Genomic DNA, 17,080 nt, shown 5'->3' with positions numbered 1-17,080 from the left:
AGCCTGTGACCGCATCGACGAACGCTCCGCTGCCCGTGACCGTCCTGTTCGGATTCCTCGGCGCGGGTAAGACGACCCTGCTCAACCACATCCTGGCCAATCGCGAGGGCCGCCGCGTCGCGGTGATCGTGAACGATATGAGCGAGGTGAACATCGATGCGGCCCTGGTCGCGGTCCAGGCGAGTCTGGACCGGACCGAGGAGAAACTGGTCGAACTCAGCAACGGCTGCATCTGCTGCACGCTGCGCGAGGATCTGATCGAATCGGTCGGCGCGCTGGCCCGCGAGGGACGTTTCGACCAGCTGGTGATCGAATCGACCGGCATCTCCGAACCGATGCCGGTCGCGGCCACCTTCGAATGGGAATTCGAGGACGGCTTCCGGCTCGGCGATATCGCGCGGCTGGACACCATGGTGACCGTCGTGGACGCCTCCACCTTCCTGGCCGAGGTCGTGAAGGGCCAAGCCCTGGCCGACCGGGACATGCAGGCCGCGCAGGGCGATGAGCGCACCATCGCCGATCTGCTCATCGACCAGGTCGAATTCGCGAACGTGCTGGTGCTCAACAAGACCGACCTGGTGAGCGCGAATGCCGTGGGCACCGTGGAGGCGACGATCAGGCGGCTCAATCCGGCCGCGCACATCGTGCGGTCCGCGCACGGCGTCGTCGAGCTGGCCGAGGTGCTCGGCACCGGCCGCTACAACCCCGACATCGCGGCCCAGTTCGACGGCTGGGAGGACGAACTCGCCGGTGGGCACACCCCGGAAACCGAGGAATACGGCATCAGCAGCCTGACCTTCACCGCCGATCGCCCCTTTCATCCCGAACGGCTGGAATCGGCTCTGGCGCAACTGCATCGGCTGCTGCGCAGCAAGGGCTTCTGCTGGCTCGCGACCCGTCCCGACGTGGCCGCGATCTGGTCGCAGGCAGGCCCCGGTCTGACCTTCGAGGCCGCCGCGTACTGGACCTCGCTGGAGATGACGCCCGGCCAGGAACTCGTGTTCATCGGCGTCCGCCTGAACCGCCCGCACATTCGGGACCTGCTGAACACCGCCCTGCTCACCGACACCGAATTGGAAGCCGGACCTGTTGTCTGGCAACAGTATCCGGATCCGTTCCCGTCGTGGGTCGAGCTGCACGAACACGCATGACGGGCGCGTTCGTACAGCTCGGGCGGCCTGCTTCGAGCTGAGCGTTCACCCCTGCGAGAGCAGGGTGGAACGAGGTCCGTTACCGCAGCATCACATCACATGTGATCTGGTCTCCGACGTTCGCGCGCATAGTGCAACCTCCCTCTGAGCAGTCGTTGTGCATCAGTCGAGCAGGTGCCTTGCGTCGAACAGTATGAAGCACGAACACGATCTCATGAGCGCAATCGGGCGCGTTCCCCATTCGACCGCCGGTTCGCGGCAACGGCTGATCTCGTCGGCACGCCGGTAGGACTCATAATCTGCCGAGTCGCGTGAGAACGTCGAACGCGGTTTCGGTGGACCGGTGCAGGGTTCGAATCTCTTCCACGGTCGCGTCGTGGACGGCCGGGTTCTGTAGTGCCAGTCCGTTGCCGAACACGATCACGTTGTAGCCGTCGTCCGCTGCCCGGAGCATGGGGCCGGTCGCAACGCCTTGTCCAACAAGCGAATCCAGCCCTTCGCCGAGGAAGTAGAACCGCCACAGCGGCCCGATGTCGACGCCGTAGGCCGCTTTGGTGCGATCGACGATCGGGAACCCCTGCCCGGCGATCGCGTCGACGATTTCGAAGTGGTCGCCCGCATCCTCCGGCCGCGCGCCCGCTGCCGCAACCGAATACGCCAGATCGACCGTGAGGTGGGCGTTGTAACCGGCCATCGCCACCCGCGCGCCGGAGATGCCACAGTCCGCCGCCAGCGAAAAATACTGTGCCCAATGTGGTTCCACGGTCCCGCCCGCGAATTCGCGGTGGAAGCTGACCAGTAGCCGCCGCGCGAGCTGCAAGCTGACCTCGTGCGCGTAGCCCGGGTGCGCGAATGCCGCCGGGTCGCGCTGCAACGGCATCACGGCCTGCTGTTCGGACAGATCGAGCCCGATCAGAAACAGTCCTCGCCGATCCCGATGCTTCACCAGAATGTCGGTGATGCGGTGATGCCGCTCGATGACATCGGTCAACCGCTGCATCGGAGTGCCCGACAAGGTGCTCGTATCGGAGAGCGCGGCAATCGCACCGACCTCGCGGTCGGACAAAGGGCTCCCACAGCCCGCGGTCGCGACCGACGGCGCCTCGGCGGCCGCTGGCGCGATGCCGAAAGCCACAGTGGCGCAAGTCATCCCGACCAGTAGCGACCTCGCAACCCCAACCCGGACCATCCCGGCCCTCTCCTCGCGCTCATGTGCGATTGCAGGCCCCGCCGCAGCCGGGGCCCATGAGATCATCACGCCAAGCCCCACGCACTCTAGGCGGCACACGGGGCAAACTGGTCGTGCCACGCGAGGCCGCGATGGAACAGATGCGTGCCTGCGGCCTCAGCGGGAGTGCAGGGTGAACTCGACGGTGTACTCCACCGATCCCGGAGAAGTCACTCGGCCGTTGGTAGCCGTGAAATCGCAGCGGGCATGGAACCGGTTCTGCCTGTCGAGTCGGAGATCCGTCACCACCGAATACCACCAATGGTCCGCAGGGAAATGGTCCGCAGGGATCTCCGGGGGAGAGTCGTGGTATCCAGGTTGGCGCCTGAGGTCACCGAAACCCGGGTCCGTCGTCCCGGAGGAGGTCGGGGTCAGGCGGGACCCCGACCTCCGCGGAGAGGCCGGAACCGGGATCGATTGTGGGGGAACGGTTTACGAGACGACCGGGAGGTAGACCTGGTTGCCGGATTCGGTGAATTCAGCGGACTTCTCGGCCATGCCGGCTTCGATCGCATCGACGTCGGTGAGGCCGTGACTTTCGGCGTATTCGCGCACGTCGGCGGAGATGCGCATGGAGCAGAACTTCGGGCCGCACATCGAGCAGAAGTGCGCGGTCTTGGCGGGTTCGGCGGGGAGGGTCTCGTCGTGGAATTCGCGGGCGGTGTCCGGATCCAGGGACAGGGCGAACTGGTCGTGCCAGCGGAATTCGAAGCGCGCCTTGGACAATGCGTCGTCACGGTCCTGGGCGTGCGGCAGACCCTTCGCGAGATCGGCCGCGTGCGCGGCGATCTTGTAGGTGATGACGCCGGTCTTCACATCGTCGCGGTTGGGCAGGCCCAGGTGTTCCTTCGGCGTGACGTAGCACAGCATCGCGGTACCGGCCTGGGCGATGATCGCCGCGCCGATCCCGGAGGTGATGTGGTCGTACGCGGGCGCGATATCGGTGGCCAGCGGGCCGAGGGTGTAGAACGGGGCCTCCTCGCACAGCTCCTCCTCGAGCCGCACGTTCTCCACGATCTTGTGCATCGGCACGTGACCCGGACCCTCGATCATCACCTGCACGCCATGGGATTTCGCGATCTTCGTCAGCTCGCCCAGGGTGCGCAACTCGGCGAACTGGGCCTCGTCGTTGGCGTCGGCGATCGAGCCGGGGCGCAGGCCGTCACCCAGGGAGAAAGTGATGTCGTACTTCGCCAGGATCTCGCACAGTTCCTCGAAATGCGTGTACAGGAACGACTCCCGATGATGCGCCAGGCACCACGCGGCCATGATCGAACCGCCGCGCGAGACGATCCCGGTGACCCGCTTGGCCGTCAACGGCACGTAGCGCAGCAGCACCCCGGCGTGCACGGTCATGTAGTCCACGCCCTGCTCGGCCTGCTCGATCACGGTGTCGCGGTAGAGTTCCCAGGTCAACTCGGTCGGATCGCCGTTTGTCTTCTCCAGCGCCTGATAGATCGGCACGGTGCCGACCGGGACGGGCGAATTGCGCAGAATCCACTCGCGGGTCTCGTGGATGTTCTTCCCGGTGGACAGATCCATGATGGTGTCCGCGCCCCAGCGCGTGGCCCACACCATCTTCTCGACCTCTTCCGCGATCGAGGAGCTCACAGCCGAATTGCCGATGTTCGCATTGATTTTCACCGCGAACTTCTTGCCGATGATCATCGGCTCGGATTCGGGATGATTGTGATTGGCCGGGATCACCGCGCGCCCCGCGGCGACCTCCTCGCGCACCAACTCGGGCGAAACCCCTTCGCGCGCAGCGATATACCGCATCTCGCTGGTGACGAGCCCCTGCCGCGCCCAGGCCAGCTGGGTAGGCGGACCGGCGACATCCGGCTTGGCCCAGCCGTCCCGCAGCTTCGGCAGACCGCCGTCGAGATCGATCGTTGCCGCATCGTCGGTGTACGGGCCCGAGGTGTCGTAGACATCGAAGTGCTCACCGTTGGTGAGGTTGACCCGGCGCACCGGAATGCGCAGGTCATCCACCTGCTGATAGTGCTTGACGCTGCCCTGGATGGGCCCGGTGGTCACGGTGTCGACGGTGCTCTGGGCATGATTCGATGACATGTTGAAGCCTCCCTACGCCGGCATTACCCGGTCAGGTTCTAACGGTCGACGGCCCTGATCCGCCCTGATGGGCTAGCCGTCCTCTCAGCCCGCTGGTGCGAGCCCCCGCATGTTCGGTTGTGGTACCCGGCCGAGGGTACATGCCCGGGGTGGCGAGCGTCAGCGGACCCGGGTGGGAATTTCGCGGCGTGGGTTGGCGATCGTCCCGTGCGACATCCGGGGGATGAACCTTCGGTCGACGGTGGATAACTTCTGGCAAATTATCGGATGTGAAGACTGGTACGCCTCTGCGCAGAGGGCAACAGCCTGTTCGACAAGTAGGTGAGTTAACGATTCGGGAGGCAGTGAGCCTACGGTTGCGTAGCCTGACAGTTGTACGGCAACCTCCAGTTGTAACTGTCGACCAGTGTGCGCGGCCGGATTCGCGGATGGAGTTTCGTCCTCGCACGCTGCAATGTGCCGAGGAGGCCGGTCCGTGTCGCACTACAAGGCGAACGTTCGTGATATCGAGTTCAACTTGTTCGAGGTGCTGGGAATCGGGGCGCTGCTGGACGGCGGCGCCTACGGCGATCTGGACGCCGACACCGCGCGAGGCATGCTGGGCGAGGTGCTGCGCCTGGCGGAGGGGCCGGTCGCCGAGTCGTTCGTCGACGCCGACCGCAACCCGGTCACCTTCGACCCCGCCACCCATTCGGCCATCGTCCCCGATTCGATGCGCAAGACCGTCGCCGCGGTGAACGAGGCGGGCTGGTCCGGACTGGGCATGCCCGAGGGGATGGGCGGGGTCCCCGCGCCCTCTGCGCTGATCTGGGCGACGCAGGAAATGCTTGTGGCAGCGCATAATTCGGCGAGCTTCTTCAACATGGGCCCGCTCATGCACGAGGTGCTGTTCCGCGAGGGCACCCAGGAGCAGCAGCGCTGGGCCGCGCACGCGTGGGAGAACCGTTGGGGCGGAACGATGGTGCTCACCGAGCCCGACGCCGGATCGGACGTCGGCATGGGCCGCACCAAGGCGACCCAGCAGCCCGACGGCACCTGGCACATCGAGGGCGTCAAACGATTCATCTCCGGCGGCGACGTCGGCGACACCGCGGACAACATCATCCACCTGACCCTGGCCCGCCCCGAGGGAGCCGGTCCCGGCACCAAGGGGCTGTCGCTGTTCGTGGTCCCGAAATTCCTGTTCGATCCGCAGACGATGACATTGGGCGAACGCAACGGGGTGTACGTCACCAACCTCGAGCACAAGATGGGCATCAAGTCCTCGCCCACCTGCGAATTGACCTTCGGCGGCGACCATCCCGCGATCGGCTACCTGGTCGGCGACGCGCACAACGGCATCGCGCAGATGTTCAAGGTGATCGAGCACGCGCGGATGATGGTGGGCGTGCTGTCGGCGGGTACCCTGTCGACCGGATACCTGAATGCGCTGGAATACGCCAAGACTCGTGTCCAGGGCGCGGCCCTGACGCAGAACAGCGACAAGGGCGCACCGCGCGTCACCATCACCCACCACCCGGACGTGCGCCGCAGCCTGGCATTGCAGAAGGCGTATTCGGAGGGGCTGCGCGCGCTGTATCTGTACTGCGCGGCGTATCAGGATGCCGATGTGGCACAGGCCAATTTCGGCGCGGACGCCGATGTCGCCGCGCGGGTGAACGACCTGCTGCTGCCGATCGTCAAGGGCGTCGGATCCGAGCGCGCGTACGAGACGCTCACCGAATCGCTGCAGACCTTCGGTGGTTCGGGCTATCTGCAGGACTACCCGATCGAGCAGTACATCCGCGATGTGAAGATCGACTCGCTGTACGAGGGCACCACCGCGATCCAGGCGCAGGACTTCTTCTTCCGCAAGATCATTCGGGACAAGGGCGTCGCGCTGGGGCATGTGGCCGGGTTGATCGGGAAGTTCGTCGAGTCCGACGGATCCGCGCTGAAGGCCGAGCGGGAACTGCTCGGTGCGGCGCTGGCCGACGTGCAGGCCATGGCCGCCGCACTGACCGGCTATCTGATGGCCTCGCAGCAGAATCCGGAGGAGATCTACAAGGTCGGCCTGGGCTCGGTGCGTTTTCTGCACGCGGTCGGCGATCTGGTCATCGGGTGGCGACTGCTGGAGGCCGCGAAGATCGCGCTGGTCGCGCTCGAGGGCAGCCCGACCGAGAAGGATCGGTTGTTCTACACCGGAAAGGCCGCTGTCGCTTCGTGGTTCGCGAAGAACCAGTTGCCGCTGCTGAGCAGCGTGCGCACGGTGATCGAGAACCTGGACAACGACATCATGCAGCTGGAGGAGGCCGCCTTCTAGCGGGCCGATTCAACTCGATTCGCGAATGATCGTGCCCCTCGGTCGCTTCGGCCGAGGGGCACGATCGCGTTCCCGGCGTGTGTCGGGAGACGCGCCGGGAAATACGGACGAACTTCACCTACCGACCACCCATTCCGGCCGGTGGCGCGGTACAACTGGCACATGGTGTTCCCGGTGGATTTCGGCTGGATTCAAGTGCTGCTGGGACTGCTGTTCGCGGTCGCGGTCCTGTTGCTCGTCACCGCGCTGCTCAAAGCGCGCCGGGCCGGATGGCGGGTGCTGGCCCGAAGGGGAAGCAGCGCACTGGTTCTGGTCCTGATCGCGGTGCTGATCCTGTGGGTGACAACGCTGCTGCGCGCCTACCTCGGCCTGACCGGTGAGGTGAAGGCCGCGCACGTCGTCGCGAAATCCATTGCCAACAGCCCGCATATGCTCGATGTGGAGGTGACCGTCTACGGCGACCGCGACCACGCCGACACCCACGCCACCTACCTGGTCGAGGGCGATATGTGGGCGCTGCAGGCCGATATCGTCGAACTCGAGCCGTGGGTCAACGCCCTGGGCTTCCACTCCGGCTACAAACTCACCCGGCTGTTCGGCGAGCGTCAGGACGGCACCGCGGTGAAGCAGAACCAGATCTTCCTCAACGGCAGCGACCGGGACTTCTTCGCCGACATGCAGAATCACACCTGGTACACCCACCCTTTCGTCCGCTCCGCCTACGGCAACGCCGTCATCGCCACCACCGGCGCCTACGACGTCTACATCTCCCAGGACGCCATCAAGACCCGTCCGGCCTAGCCGGGCGAGGTCACTCCGCGATCTCCGCGACGACCGGGGCGTGATCGGACGCGCCCTTGCCCTTGCGTTCCTCGCGGTCCACGGTGGCGTCGGTGACGCGGGCGGACAGCGCGGGGGAGGCGAGGATGAAGTCGATGCGCATGCCTTCCTTACGGGGGAAGCGCAATTGGGTGTAATCCCAGTAGGTGTAGACGCCGGGGCCGGGGGCGAACGGGCGCATGACGTCGGTGAAACCGGCGTCGGTCATGGCCGTGAACGCCGTGCGTTCCGGTTCGGAGACATGGGTTCTGCCCTCGAAGAAATCCGTCGACCACACGTCGTCGTCGGTGGGGGCGATATTCCAGTCGCCGACCAGGGCGATCTGTGCGTCGGGGTGTTCGGCCAGCCAGCGCTCGCCCGAATCACGCAGGGCGGCAAGCCATTGCAGTTTGTAGGTGTAGTGCGGATCGTCCAGGGCGCGGCCGTTGGGGACGTACAGGCTCCACACCCGGACCCCGCCGCAGGTCGCGCCGATCGCGCGGGCCTCGACCACCGGCGCGGTCAACAGGGATGCCTCGGCATCCTTGTCGAAACCCGGCTGCCCGGGGAAGCCGATCTCCACGTCGTCCAGGCCGATGCGCGAGGCGATCGCCACGCCGTTCCACTGGTTGAAGCCGACGTGCGCGATCTCGTAACCGGCCTCTTCGAAACGCTCGGAAGGGAACTGGTCGTCGCGGCACTTGGTTTCCTGGATCGCCAGCACGTCGATATCGGCGCGGTCCAGCCAGGCGATCACCCGATCCACCCGGGACCGAATCGAATTCACGTTCCATGTCGCCAGACGCACTGCCGGCTCACCTCTTTCGCTTCCCGGCCCGGCGCGGCCGTGCGGATGTTCAGTCGGGCGCGGCGTACCGGTACCGATGGTGTTCGATGAAACCCATCTCCCGATACAGCGCCAGCGCCCCCGTATTCTCCACTTCCACTTGGAGATAGGCGTGGGTGGCACCGCGCCGCTGGCCCCAGCGGATCAGCTCCGCGCACACCAGCGTGCCCAGTCCGTGCCGGCGGTGCGGCGCGGCGACCGCGATACTGCTCAACCCGACCCAGTGGCGTCCGTCCGGCGCGACGGTGACCGCGCCGCGCCCGATCGCCAGCACGCTGGGCATACCCAGTGTCGCGAAACCCACTTCGCCCTGATGGACCGCGGTCAACACGTCCCGGTCGGGTTCCACCGGCGCGACCGGCGTGGTGTCCTCACCCTTGAAGCGATGCAGATCCAGCCAGGCCGCATTCGGCACGGTATCGATGCGCACCATCGAAGGGCCTTGCGGCAGAACGAAATTGTCGATATCGATGCCGAGAACCACCACCTCGCACCAGGTGCGGTACCCGGGCAGTTCGGGAACCAGCCGATCCGGCAGCGCCAGTTGCATCGGCAGACCGCGCTCGGCGTACCACTCGGCGATCCGGGTCAGCGCGCCCGGCGTCAGCTGCACCGGACCGTCGACCGTCCCCAGCGGCAGAGCCGAATTCGCCCGCCGCGTATAACCGTTTCCGGCGCGCACCAGCCAGCCGTCGATCCAGGCCCGCTCCACACCCGGCCAGCCGTCGGCCGCCGCGGACTCCAGCGCGCGGATCTCGCGGGTGCGAATCGGCCTGGGGGACAACGTCCTGGCCGCGACGACCCGTTCGGCGGGAACGGTGATCACACCACCGTCCGGGGTGCGCACGGTCAGCGGATCGAGCGTGACCAACTCGCCGATGACGTCGGTGAACTGATGTGGATCGTCGGCCGGCAGGCGGTAGCGGACCACCACGCGCCGCCCCGGAACCAGGTCGTCGGGCTCAGTCGTCATGTCCGAACGGGTCCGCTACCGATCCGGGCAGCCAGCTCGAACCCGGTGCGCCCCAACCATTTCGCTTGATCGCCTTCTTCGCCGCGCGGGCGTTGCGCCCGATCAGCACGTCGACGTAGAGGAAGCCGTCCAGATGGCCCACCTCGTGCTGCAACATGCGGGCGAAGAAACCGTTGCCCTCGATGGTGACCGGCTCGCCCTTCTCGTCGGTGCCGCTCACCCGCGCCCAGTCGGCGCGGCCGGTGGGGAACTGCTCACCGGGCACCGACAGGCAGCCCTCCTCGTCGTCATCGGGGTCGGGCATGGTCTCGGGAATCTCCGAGGTCTCCAGCACCGGATTGACCACCGCGCCGCGACGGCGGTGCACCGTCCCGTCCGCGTCGAGGTCGGGGCAGTCGTAGACGAAGAGGCGCAATGCCACGCCGACCTGATTCGCCGCCAGGCCAACACCATTGGCCGCATCGAGCGTCTCGTACATGTCCGCGATCAGCTCGGCGAGCTCGTCCGGTGACTGGGTGACCGGTTCGGTCGGATTGTGCAGCACCGGATCGCCGACGATGCGAATGGGGAGAATCGCCATGGTCGCACACTTTACGCGGCGTCGTGGCGGGTCCCGACACGCCGTGTGACACATCTTGTATCTCCGGTATCCGTGATTGAATGAGCCACGACGTATCGTCTGGTGGTTACTCGGCGAGGGAGCATTATGGACAGCGCAGCGGCCCGGAATCTTTCCGCAAGCGAGGACAGCTCTTCCGCGAGCGAGGTCCTCGGCACACCGGGTACGGAACAGCTCGTCGACGGACTCGGCCGTCGCGAGCTCGAGATCCTCGATTTCGAACGCAAGTGGTGGAAGTACGCGGGGGCCAAGGAAGAGGCCATCCGCGAACTGTTCGGCATGTCCGCCACCCGCTACTACCAGGTGCTCAACGCCGTCGTCGACAAGCCGGAGGCGCTGGTCGCCGACCCGATGCTGGTCAAGCGCCTGCGCCGGTTGCGGGCGAGCCGTCAGAAAGCCAGGGCGGCACGGCGACTGGGCTTTCAGGTGTGATCCGCGCGTTCGGATGCGCGGACGGTTAGGGTTGCAACCGTGAGCAACCAGAATCCGGCCCCGGGTGGACTGCCGCTGCGTGCGCTCGCCATGGTGTTGATCGCGGTGGCGATCGTCTTCGCCGGCCTGGGCGCGATGTCGCTGTCGAGTTCGCAGGCCGACAGTACTGCGTCCTCGGATTCGGCCACCTCGACGACCGCGCAGGCCGCGGCCACCTCGGCGCAGCCCGCTGCCACGACCGCGCACAGCACCACCTCCGCCGCGGCCGAGGCGACGACCAGTACGACCGCGCCCACCACGACCGCCGCCGCGGGGGTCGACAAGTCGATCCCGGTGCGGGTGCTCAACAACAGCACCGTCGCGGGCCTGGCCGCCAAGACCGGGGCCAAGCTCACCGCGAACGGCTGGAACGTCACCTCCACGGGCAACTACGCCACCAGCGTGCTGTCGAAAACCACTGTCTTCTACGAGAATTCGCCACATCAGCAGGCGACCGCGCAGGCGATCGCCAGTCAGCTCGGCGGCATCGCCGAGCCCCGCACCTCGGCACTCTCGGGTACGGCCCCGGGCATCATCGTCGTGGTCACCGGTGGTTGAGTCCGGTGGCACGATGCCACGCGCCTACGTTGTGTAGTAGCCCCGCGCCTGCACTGCGTAACGGCTCTGGCATCATCTTGACCGGTAACGAATTTGTCCATCCAGCCTTACTCGTAAACTCGGTACTCGTAAAGGAGTTCCCCGATGGCCCCGTTCACGACACGCCGCCCGTCCTGGCGGATTGTGACCCCGGTGCTGGCGGTCGCGGTCTTCGGGCTCGCAGCCTGCACCAACAGTCAGGAGTCGAGCAACGTCAAGGGGACGACGCCGCCGGTGTGGACAGGTACCGCGGGTCCGACCGGGGCCGCGAACCCGACCGAGAGCGCCGCGCCCGCGGGTGATTCGGTGTCGGTGCCGCTGAAGGATCCCTCCGGTCAGCAGGTCGGCACGGCCACCATCGCCTCCTCCGGCGGCCACCTCGAGTTGACCGTCGACGCGCATGGTCTGCAGCCCGGATTCCACGGCCTGCACATCCACTCGGTCGGCAAGTGCGAGCCCAATTCGGTCGCCCCCGCGGGCGGCGCGCCCGGCAACTTCCTGTCCGCGGGCGGACATCTGCAGGTCGGCGACGCGCACGCGATGCCCGCCAGCGGTGACCTGACCTCGCTGCAGGTCCGCAAGGACGGTTCGGCGCACCTGGTCACCACCACCGACGCGGTCACGCTGGACCAGGTCAAGGGCAAGGCCCTGATCATCCACGCCGGTGAGGACAACTTCGGCAACATTCCGACGCGATACACCCAGGCCAACGGAACGCCCGGCCCGGACGCCGATACCCAGGCGACCGGCGACGCGGGCGGGCGTATCGCCTGCGGTGTCATCGGGTAGCAGGTACGCCATGGGCGGGGCAAGCATCAGTCGGGTTCACTGGAACGGCTCGCCCCGCCCGACGCTCGGCGTCGAGTGGGAGATCGCACTCGTCGACAAGCAGACCCGCAATCTGTCGAATACCGCCGCGGCCGTATTCGACGAGGTCGGAGATCTGCGGGCGCATGACGGCAGGCCGCAGCTCACCAAGGAGCTGCTGCGCAATACCGTCGAGATCATCAGCGGGGTGCACGACACCGTCGGTGAGGTCGTCGACGATCTGGGCGGCACGATGGACACCGTGCGTCGCGCCGCGAATCGACTCGGCGTGGACCTGTTCTGCGCCGGAACTCATCCGTTCGCCCAGTGGTCGGCTCAATTGCTCACCCGCACAGAGCATTACGACGAGCTGATCGATCGCACCCAGTGGTGGGGGCGGCAGATGCTGATCTGGGGCGTGCATGTGCACGTGGGAGTTTCGCACCCGGAGAAGGTCTTTCCGATCCTGAACACGCTGCTGCTGTCCTATCCGCATCTGCTGGCGCTGTCGGCCTCCTCGCCGATGTGGACGGGTGTGGACACCGGCTATGCCAGCAATCGGGCGATGATGTTCCAGCAGCTGCCCACCGCCGGATTGCCGTTCCAGTTCGAGAACTGGTCGCAGTTCGAGGCTTTCGTGCGCGACGAGACCAAGACCGGGGTGTTCGAACAGCTCGGCGGGATGCACTGGGATATCCGTCCCGCGCCCAAGTGGGGCACCATCGAGGTCCGGGTGTGTGACGGAATTCCCAGTCGCGCAGAGCTTTCCGCGATCGTCGCGCTGATCCACTGTCTGATCGTGGATATCGATCGCCGGGTCGAGGCCGGTGAAACGCTGCCCGTGCTGCCGCCCTGGCATGTGCAGGAGAACAAGTGGCGCGCAGCACGTTACGGGCTCGATGCGATCGTCATCACCGATGCCGACAGCAATGAGCGGCTGGTGACCGATGACCTGTCCGACATGCTCGACCGGCTCGAGCCGACCGCCAAACAGCTCGGCTGCGAGCGCGAACTCGCCGCGGTCGCAGACATTCCCGCGCGGGGTGCGTCCTATCAACGTCAGCGTCGGGCGGCCGCCACGGCGCAGGGGGATCTGATGGCCGTGGTGGACGCACTGGTCCGCGAACTCGATCACTGAGAGCTGTCCCGGCTTTCGCTTACCAGACGCCGATGATTCAGCTACCCAGGGGGGTGGCGTTCATCGCATGTTTACTATGGGTCCGTGCTTCTCGATGATCCTCGCGCCGGTTACGACGGCGATTCGCGCCGTAGCCGGATTCGATGGCCATCGAGCCGAACCCGGAGGGTACTCGCGGTGGCGGCGGTACCGCTGCTGTTGCTCGTATTGCAGATCGTGGCCTCGCGCAACGGTTTCGAAGGTCCGCTGCAGAGTGTGTGGCACGACTATTTCGGGACGCCCAAATCGATGTCGATGCCGTGGGCCGGGCTCGCGTTGGCGCTGGTCGGACTGTCCTGGCGACGTCGGTTCGTGACGCTCGCGGTGGCGATCGCGCTGGATGTGGTGATCGCCGGAACCCGTGTGGCGCTGGGCGGTCCGTTCACCTTCGGCAACGGTGCGGTGATCACGCTGACCGGTCTGGCGCTGGTGGCCTGGCTGGGCTGGGAGGATCGCGACAAACGCAACGCGCTGCATGCGGCCGCGCTGGGCGCGCTGCTGATCCTGGCCACCAAGGTCGGTGACGTCTGGTTGCACGTCACGGTGATGGCCGGGCCGAATGTGCTGGATCGGTATGTGGCGCTGGCCGATCGGGCCCTGGGCGAACCGGCCTGGACGGTGGCGCGGATACTCGATTCGCTCGGTCCGGTGCCGCCCGCGATCCTGCACTGGGTCTATATCGAGCTGCCGGTCGGGGCGATGGTGATCGCGGTGTGGCAGTTGCGGCACGTGGCCGCGGCGTCGAATCGCGCGGGAGTGTGGCCGAGTCACTATCTGGTGCGGACGTTTCTGGTGCTCGGCCTGGTCGGGCCGATCGTCTACCTGCTGTTCCCCGTGGTGGGTCCGATGTTCGCCTTCGCCCCCGACGGGCACGGGCTGCAGATCGGCAATTTCTGGCCGCACCACGTGCCGCCGTTCGATCACGCGCCCGCCGCGATGCGGTTCGACGCGTTCACCCCGCGCAACTGCATGCCCTCCATGCACGCGGCCTGGTCGACGTCGATATTCCTGCACTCCCGCCGCGACGTCGACGGTTCGCCCGCACCTCGCTGGCTGCGCTGGGGCGGCGCGTTCTGGGTGCTGGCGACCCTGACGGCCACGCTGGGCTTCGGCTACCACTACGGCTCGGACCTGATCGCCGGTGCGGTCCTGTGCCTGACCGTCGAATCGGTCCTGCGCGCCCCCGAACGCGGCTGGGACCGCGCCCGCATCCTGATCGTCGCCGCAGGCGCGACCCTGTTCGCGGTCCTCCTGCTGTCCTTCCGCTACCTCCCCCTGTGGATGGCCCAGCACCCCGTCCCCGCGGGCCTGATCCTCCTGCTGCTGGTAGCCGCCTACGCCCGTGCCTTCTACAACACCTGGTTCGCCCACCCCGCACTCGCCGGCTCCGACAACAAAGACAGCGCCCTCGCGCGCTAGGCCGCGCGGCCTGGAAAACCCCAGCTCACCCAGGCTCGTCCACCCCGGATTACGCCAACTCCGAAGGCCGCGGCCCGGGTCGATTCCGGACTGACGGAGCGAAGGAGCGGAGGAGGGAAGAATCGGCCACCAGGGGGCCGTGGCCCGCCGGAGCGAAGCGGAGGCAAAATAACACAGTGCCTGAAGTTCCGGAACTCGTGCTGTCCGCTCGACTGAATCGTTCGGCTGCGGATGCGCGGCGGGGGGTGGTTCGGGTGCATCCGGAGGCGTTGGCGGCGCTGGGGTTGCGGGAGTGGGACGGGATCACGGTCATCGGGTCGCGGCGGACCGCGGCGGTGGCGGGGGTTGCTCCGGCGGGGACTCCGGCGGGGGCGGTGCTGCTGGACGATGTGACGTTGTCCAATGCGGGGGTGCGGGAGGACGCCACCGTGGTGGTTTCTCCGGCAACGGTTTTCGGTGCGCGGCGGATCGCGGTGACCGGGTCGGCGCAGGCGATGCGGTCCGTCGCGGAGTCAACCCTGCGGCAGGCGCTGCTGGGGAAGGTGGTCACGGTGGGGGATACGGTGTCGCTGTTGCCGCGCGATCTGGGGCCGGGGACCAGTACCGTGGCGGCCTCGCAGGCGCTCTCGCGGACCTTCGGCATCGCGTGGACCTCGGAATTGCTGACAGTCACCGGGACCGATCCGGGGAAGGGACCGGTGAGTGTGCAGCCCAACAGTGCCGTGGTGTGGGGTGCGGGTGTTCCGCCGGTGGAGGCGTCGCACGATCCGGGTGGTGGCGGGCCGCAGGGGGCCGTCGAGCCGGGCAAGCGGATGACGGTGCGGGAGCGGCCGTCCGTGGTGCCGGTGGCCGAACTCACGGGCGTGCGCGCGCAGTCCGGGAAACTGACCGAATGGCTCAGCCTCGCCCTGGACGAGCCTGAGCTGCTGAAAACCCTCGGCGCCCCACCGCATCTCGGTGTGCTGATCACCGGACCGGCCGGGGCCGGGAAGGCGACGCTGGCTCGCGCGGTGTCCACGCCGCGTCGCATCGTGGAACTCGACGGTCCCGCGGTGGGCGCGACCGAGAGCGGCACCCGGCTGCGCGAGGTCGCGCTCGCGGTATCGGAGATCGGTTCCGGCGCAGGCGGTGTGCTGTTGATCACCGATATCGACGCGTTGCTTCCGGCCGATCGCGAACCGGTGGCGACGTTGATCCTGGATCAGCTGCGCGCCGCGGTCGCCACTCCCGGAGTCGCCTTCCTGGCCACCACCTCTCATCCGGCGGGCATCGACTCCCGCTTGCGCGCACCGGAATTGTGCGATCGCGAGGTGGCGCTGACCCTGCCGACCGCGGCCGTGCGCAAGGATCTGCTGGCGCAACTGCTGCGCAGAGTCCCCACCGACCGTCTGGTTCTAGACGAGATCGCTTCTCGTACACCGGGTTTCGTGGTGTCCGATCTGGCGGCGCTGTGCCGGGAGGCGGCGTTGCGCGCGGCCTCGCGGGCGAGCCGGGAACATACCGATCCGGTGCTGACCCAGGCAGATCTGGTCGGCGCGCTGGAGGTGATCCGCCCGCTGTCCCGTTCCGGCACGGAGGAATTGGCGATCGGCAGCCTCAGCCTGGACGATGTCGGCGATATGGCCGAGACCAAACAGGCGCTGACCGAATCGGTGCTGTGGCCGCTGCGGCACCCGGACTCCTTCGCCCGCCTGGGCATCGACCCGCCGCGCGGTGTGCTGCTCTACGGTCCGCCCGGGTGCGGTAAGACGTTCCTGGTCCGCGCGCTGGCCGGGAGCGGCCAGCTCAGCGTGCACGCGGTCAAGGGCGCGGAGTTGATGGACAAATGGGTCGGCTCGTCCGAACGAGCGGTCCGCGAACTGTTCCAGCGTGCCCGCGATTCCGCCCCCTCGCTGATCTTCCTGGACGAGGTGGACGCTCTCGCGCCGCGCCGCGGGCAGAGCGGCGACTCCGGCGTCGGTGACCGGGTCGTCGCGGCGCTGCTCACCGAACTGGACGGCGTGGAACCGCTGCGCGAGGTCGTCGTGGTCGGCGCGACCAACCGCCCCGAGTTGATCGATCCCGCTCTGATGCGTCCCGGCCGCCTCGACCGTCTGGTCTTCGTCCCGCCCCCCGACGCTGCCGGACGCGCCGACATCCTGCGCACCGCCGGCCGCTCGGTTCCCCTCGCCGACGACGTGAACCTCACCGACCTGGCCGAAACCCTGGACGGCTACTCCGCCGCCGACTGCTCGGCCCTGCTGCGTGAAGCAGCCATGGCAGCCATGCGCCGCGACGTCGACGCCGCCGATGTCACCGCCGCGGACGTGGCCACGGCCCGCGCGGCGGTCCGCCCGTCCTTGGACGTAGCCCAGGTCGAATCCCTGCGCGCCTATGCCGAACGCCGCGCAACCGACAACTGACCCGACGCGTCGGCTGTGCCCGAGTCGGCATGTGGAGTGCTCGACCTGATGGGCGACGCTCCGAGCGATCCGCAGGAGGCCGCGGTCTCCGACTCGCCGTGGGCCGTGCGCGACTTGGCGTGCGCGCGAGCCCGAGTCGGAATTCGGGTCAGGCCCTGTCGCGTAGGGGTGCGGGCCGGTCGCGGTGTGGGTGCA

General features: G+C 67.2%; 14 protein-coding genes and 1 riboswitch. Of the genes, 9 read left to right on the top strand and 5 right to left on the bottom strand.

Features of this window, described 5'->3' with window-relative positions; genetic code table 11:
* Positions 1-5 precede the first annotated feature (5 nt).
* On the top strand, positions 6-1,151 hold the full coding sequence (locus tag ON40_RS31165; protein WP_040828571.1) for a GTP-binding protein: 1,146 nt from the start codon (positions 6-8) through the stop codon (positions 1,149-1,151).
* Between the two features lie 292 nt (positions 1,152-1,443).
* Here the strand turns inward: ON40_RS31165 and ON40_RS31160 are convergent, their stop codons facing one another.
* Positions 1,444-2,301 carry a DUF5995 family protein gene (locus tag ON40_RS31160; RefSeq protein WP_040828569.1) on the bottom strand — a complete coding sequence of 286 codons (858 nt, stop codon included), beginning with the start codon at positions 2,299-2,301 and terminating at the stop codon, positions 1,444-1,446.
* A 510-nt stretch (positions 2,302-2,811) separates the two neighbouring features.
* A complete protein-coding gene (gene thiC / locus ON40_RS31155; RefSeq protein WP_040828568.1) occupies positions 2,812-4,452 on the bottom strand; it encodes a phosphomethylpyrimidine synthase ThiC in 1,641 nt (546 codons plus the stop codon).
* Positions 4,445-4,571, bottom strand: a riboswitch (TPP riboswitch). Its footprint overlaps the gene before it by 8 nt.
* 356 nt (positions 4,572-4,927) lie before the next feature.
* Here thiC and ON40_RS31150 point away from each other — a divergent pair.
* On the top strand, positions 4,928-6,754 hold the full coding sequence (locus ON40_RS31150) for an acyl-CoA dehydrogenase (RefSeq protein WP_040828567.1): 1,827 nt from the start codon (positions 4,928-4,930) through the stop codon (positions 6,752-6,754).
* Positions 6,755-6,916: 162 nt separating this feature from the next.
* Positions 6,917-7,555, top strand: a complete 639-nt coding sequence (locus tag ON40_RS31145) for a hypothetical protein (RefSeq protein ID WP_040828591.1) — start codon at positions 6,917-6,919, stop codon at positions 7,553-7,555.
* Positions 7,556-7,565: 10 nt separating this feature from the next.
* Here ON40_RS31145 and ON40_RS31140 read toward each other — a convergent pair whose 3' ends face one another.
* The 3 genes from ON40_RS31140 to ON40_RS31130 are packed head-to-tail and all read right to left on the bottom strand — an operon-like array spanning position 7,566 to position 9,973.
* The gene (locus tag ON40_RS31140) at positions 7,566-8,381 is read right to left on the bottom strand and encodes an exodeoxyribonuclease III (protein ID WP_040828566.1); all 816 of its coding nucleotides are present in this window, start codon (positions 8,379-8,381) and stop codon (positions 7,566-7,568) included.
* A 49-nt stretch (positions 8,382-8,430) separates the two neighbouring features.
* Entirely contained in the window at positions 8,431-9,393 is a 963-nt protein-coding gene (locus tag ON40_RS31135) for an N-acetylglutamate synthase, CG3035 family (RefSeq protein WP_040828565.1), read from the bottom strand.
* On the bottom strand, positions 9,383-9,973 hold the full coding sequence (locus ON40_RS31130; RefSeq protein WP_040828564.1) for a peptide deformylase: 591 nt from the start codon (positions 9,971-9,973) through the stop codon (positions 9,383-9,385). Before ON40_RS31130 ends, ON40_RS31135 begins: the two co-directional genes overlap by 11 nt.
* Positions 9,974-10,099: 126 nt before the next feature.
* Between ON40_RS31130 and napA the strand changes: the two genes are divergently transcribed.
* The 6 genes from napA to ON40_RS31100 all read left to right on the top strand — a co-directional run bounded on the left by napA (position 10,100) and on the right by ON40_RS31100 (position 16,885).
* On the top strand, positions 10,100-10,444 hold the full coding sequence (gene napA, locus ON40_RS31125) for a nucleoid-associated protein NapA (RefSeq protein WP_040828562.1): 345 nt from the start codon (positions 10,100-10,102) through the stop codon (positions 10,442-10,444).
* Positions 10,445-10,483: 39 nt separating this feature from the next.
* A complete protein-coding gene (locus ON40_RS31120; protein WP_040828560.1) occupies positions 10,484-11,041 on the top strand; it encodes a LytR C-terminal domain-containing protein in 558 nt (185 codons plus the stop codon).
* A 144-nt stretch (positions 11,042-11,185) separates the two neighbouring features.
* Positions 11,186-11,869 carry a superoxide dismutase[Cu-Zn] gene (sodC, locus tag ON40_RS31115; RefSeq protein WP_040828558.1) on the top strand — a complete coding sequence of 228 codons (684 nt, stop codon included), beginning with the start codon at positions 11,186-11,188 and terminating at the stop codon, positions 11,867-11,869.
* Positions 11,870-11,879: 10 nt separating this feature from the next.
* Positions 11,880-13,025 carry a glutamate--cysteine ligase gene (locus tag ON40_RS31110; protein ID WP_040828556.1) on the top strand — a complete coding sequence of 382 codons (1,146 nt, stop codon included), beginning with the start codon at positions 11,880-11,882 and terminating at the stop codon, positions 13,023-13,025.
* Positions 13,026-13,163: 138 nt separating this feature from the next.
* The gene (locus ON40_RS31105) at positions 13,164-14,483 is read left to right on the top strand and encodes a phosphatase PAP2 family protein (protein WP_051193787.1); all 1,320 of its coding nucleotides are present in this window, start codon (positions 13,164-13,166) and stop codon (positions 14,481-14,483) included.
* A 176-nt stretch (positions 14,484-14,659) separates the two neighbouring features.
* On the top strand, positions 14,660-16,885 hold the full coding sequence (locus ON40_RS31100) for an AAA family ATPase (RefSeq protein WP_040828554.1): 2,226 nt from the start codon (positions 14,660-14,662) through the stop codon (positions 16,883-16,885).
* Positions 16,886-17,080: the final 195 nt, after the last annotated feature.

This window comes from Nocardia jiangxiensis NBRC 101359, from assembly GCF_000308615.1.
In the GTDB taxonomy this organism is placed as follows: domain Bacteria; phylum Actinomycetota; class Actinomycetes; order Mycobacteriales; family Mycobacteriaceae; genus Nocardia; species Nocardia jiangxiensis.
This window is presented reverse-complemented; position numbering and strand designations above follow the sequence as displayed.

Excerpts from the sequence above, each read along its gene's own strand:
- ON40_RS31160 (WP_040828569.1), bottom strand. The coding sequence starts at position 2,301 with ATGACTTGCGCCACTGTGGCTTTCGGCATCGCGCCAGCGGCCGCCGAG.
- thiC (WP_040828568.1), bottom strand. The coding sequence starts at position 4,452 with ATGTCATCGAATCATGCCCAGAGCACCGTCGACACCGTGACCACCGGG.
- ON40_RS31145 (WP_040828591.1), top strand. The coding sequence starts at position 6,917 with ATGGTGTTCCCGGTGGATTTCGGCTGGATTCAAGTGCTGCTGGGACTG.
- ON40_RS31135 (WP_040828565.1), bottom strand. The coding sequence starts at position 9,393 with ATGACGACTGAGCCCGACGACCTGGTTCCGGGGCGGCGCGTGGTGGTC.
- ON40_RS31130 (WP_040828564.1), bottom strand. The coding sequence starts at position 9,973 with ATGGCGATTCTCCCCATTCGCATCGTCGGCGATCCGGTGCTGCACAAT.
- napA (WP_040828562.1), top strand. The coding sequence starts at position 10,100 with ATGGACAGCGCAGCGGCCCGGAATCTTTCCGCAAGCGAGGACAGCTCT.
- sodC (WP_040828558.1), top strand. The coding sequence starts at position 11,186 with ATGGCCCCGTTCACGACACGCCGCCCGTCCTGGCGGATTGTGACCCCG.
- ON40_RS31110 (WP_040828556.1), top strand. The coding sequence starts at position 11,880 with ATGGGCGGGGCAAGCATCAGTCGGGTTCACTGGAACGGCTCGCCCCGC.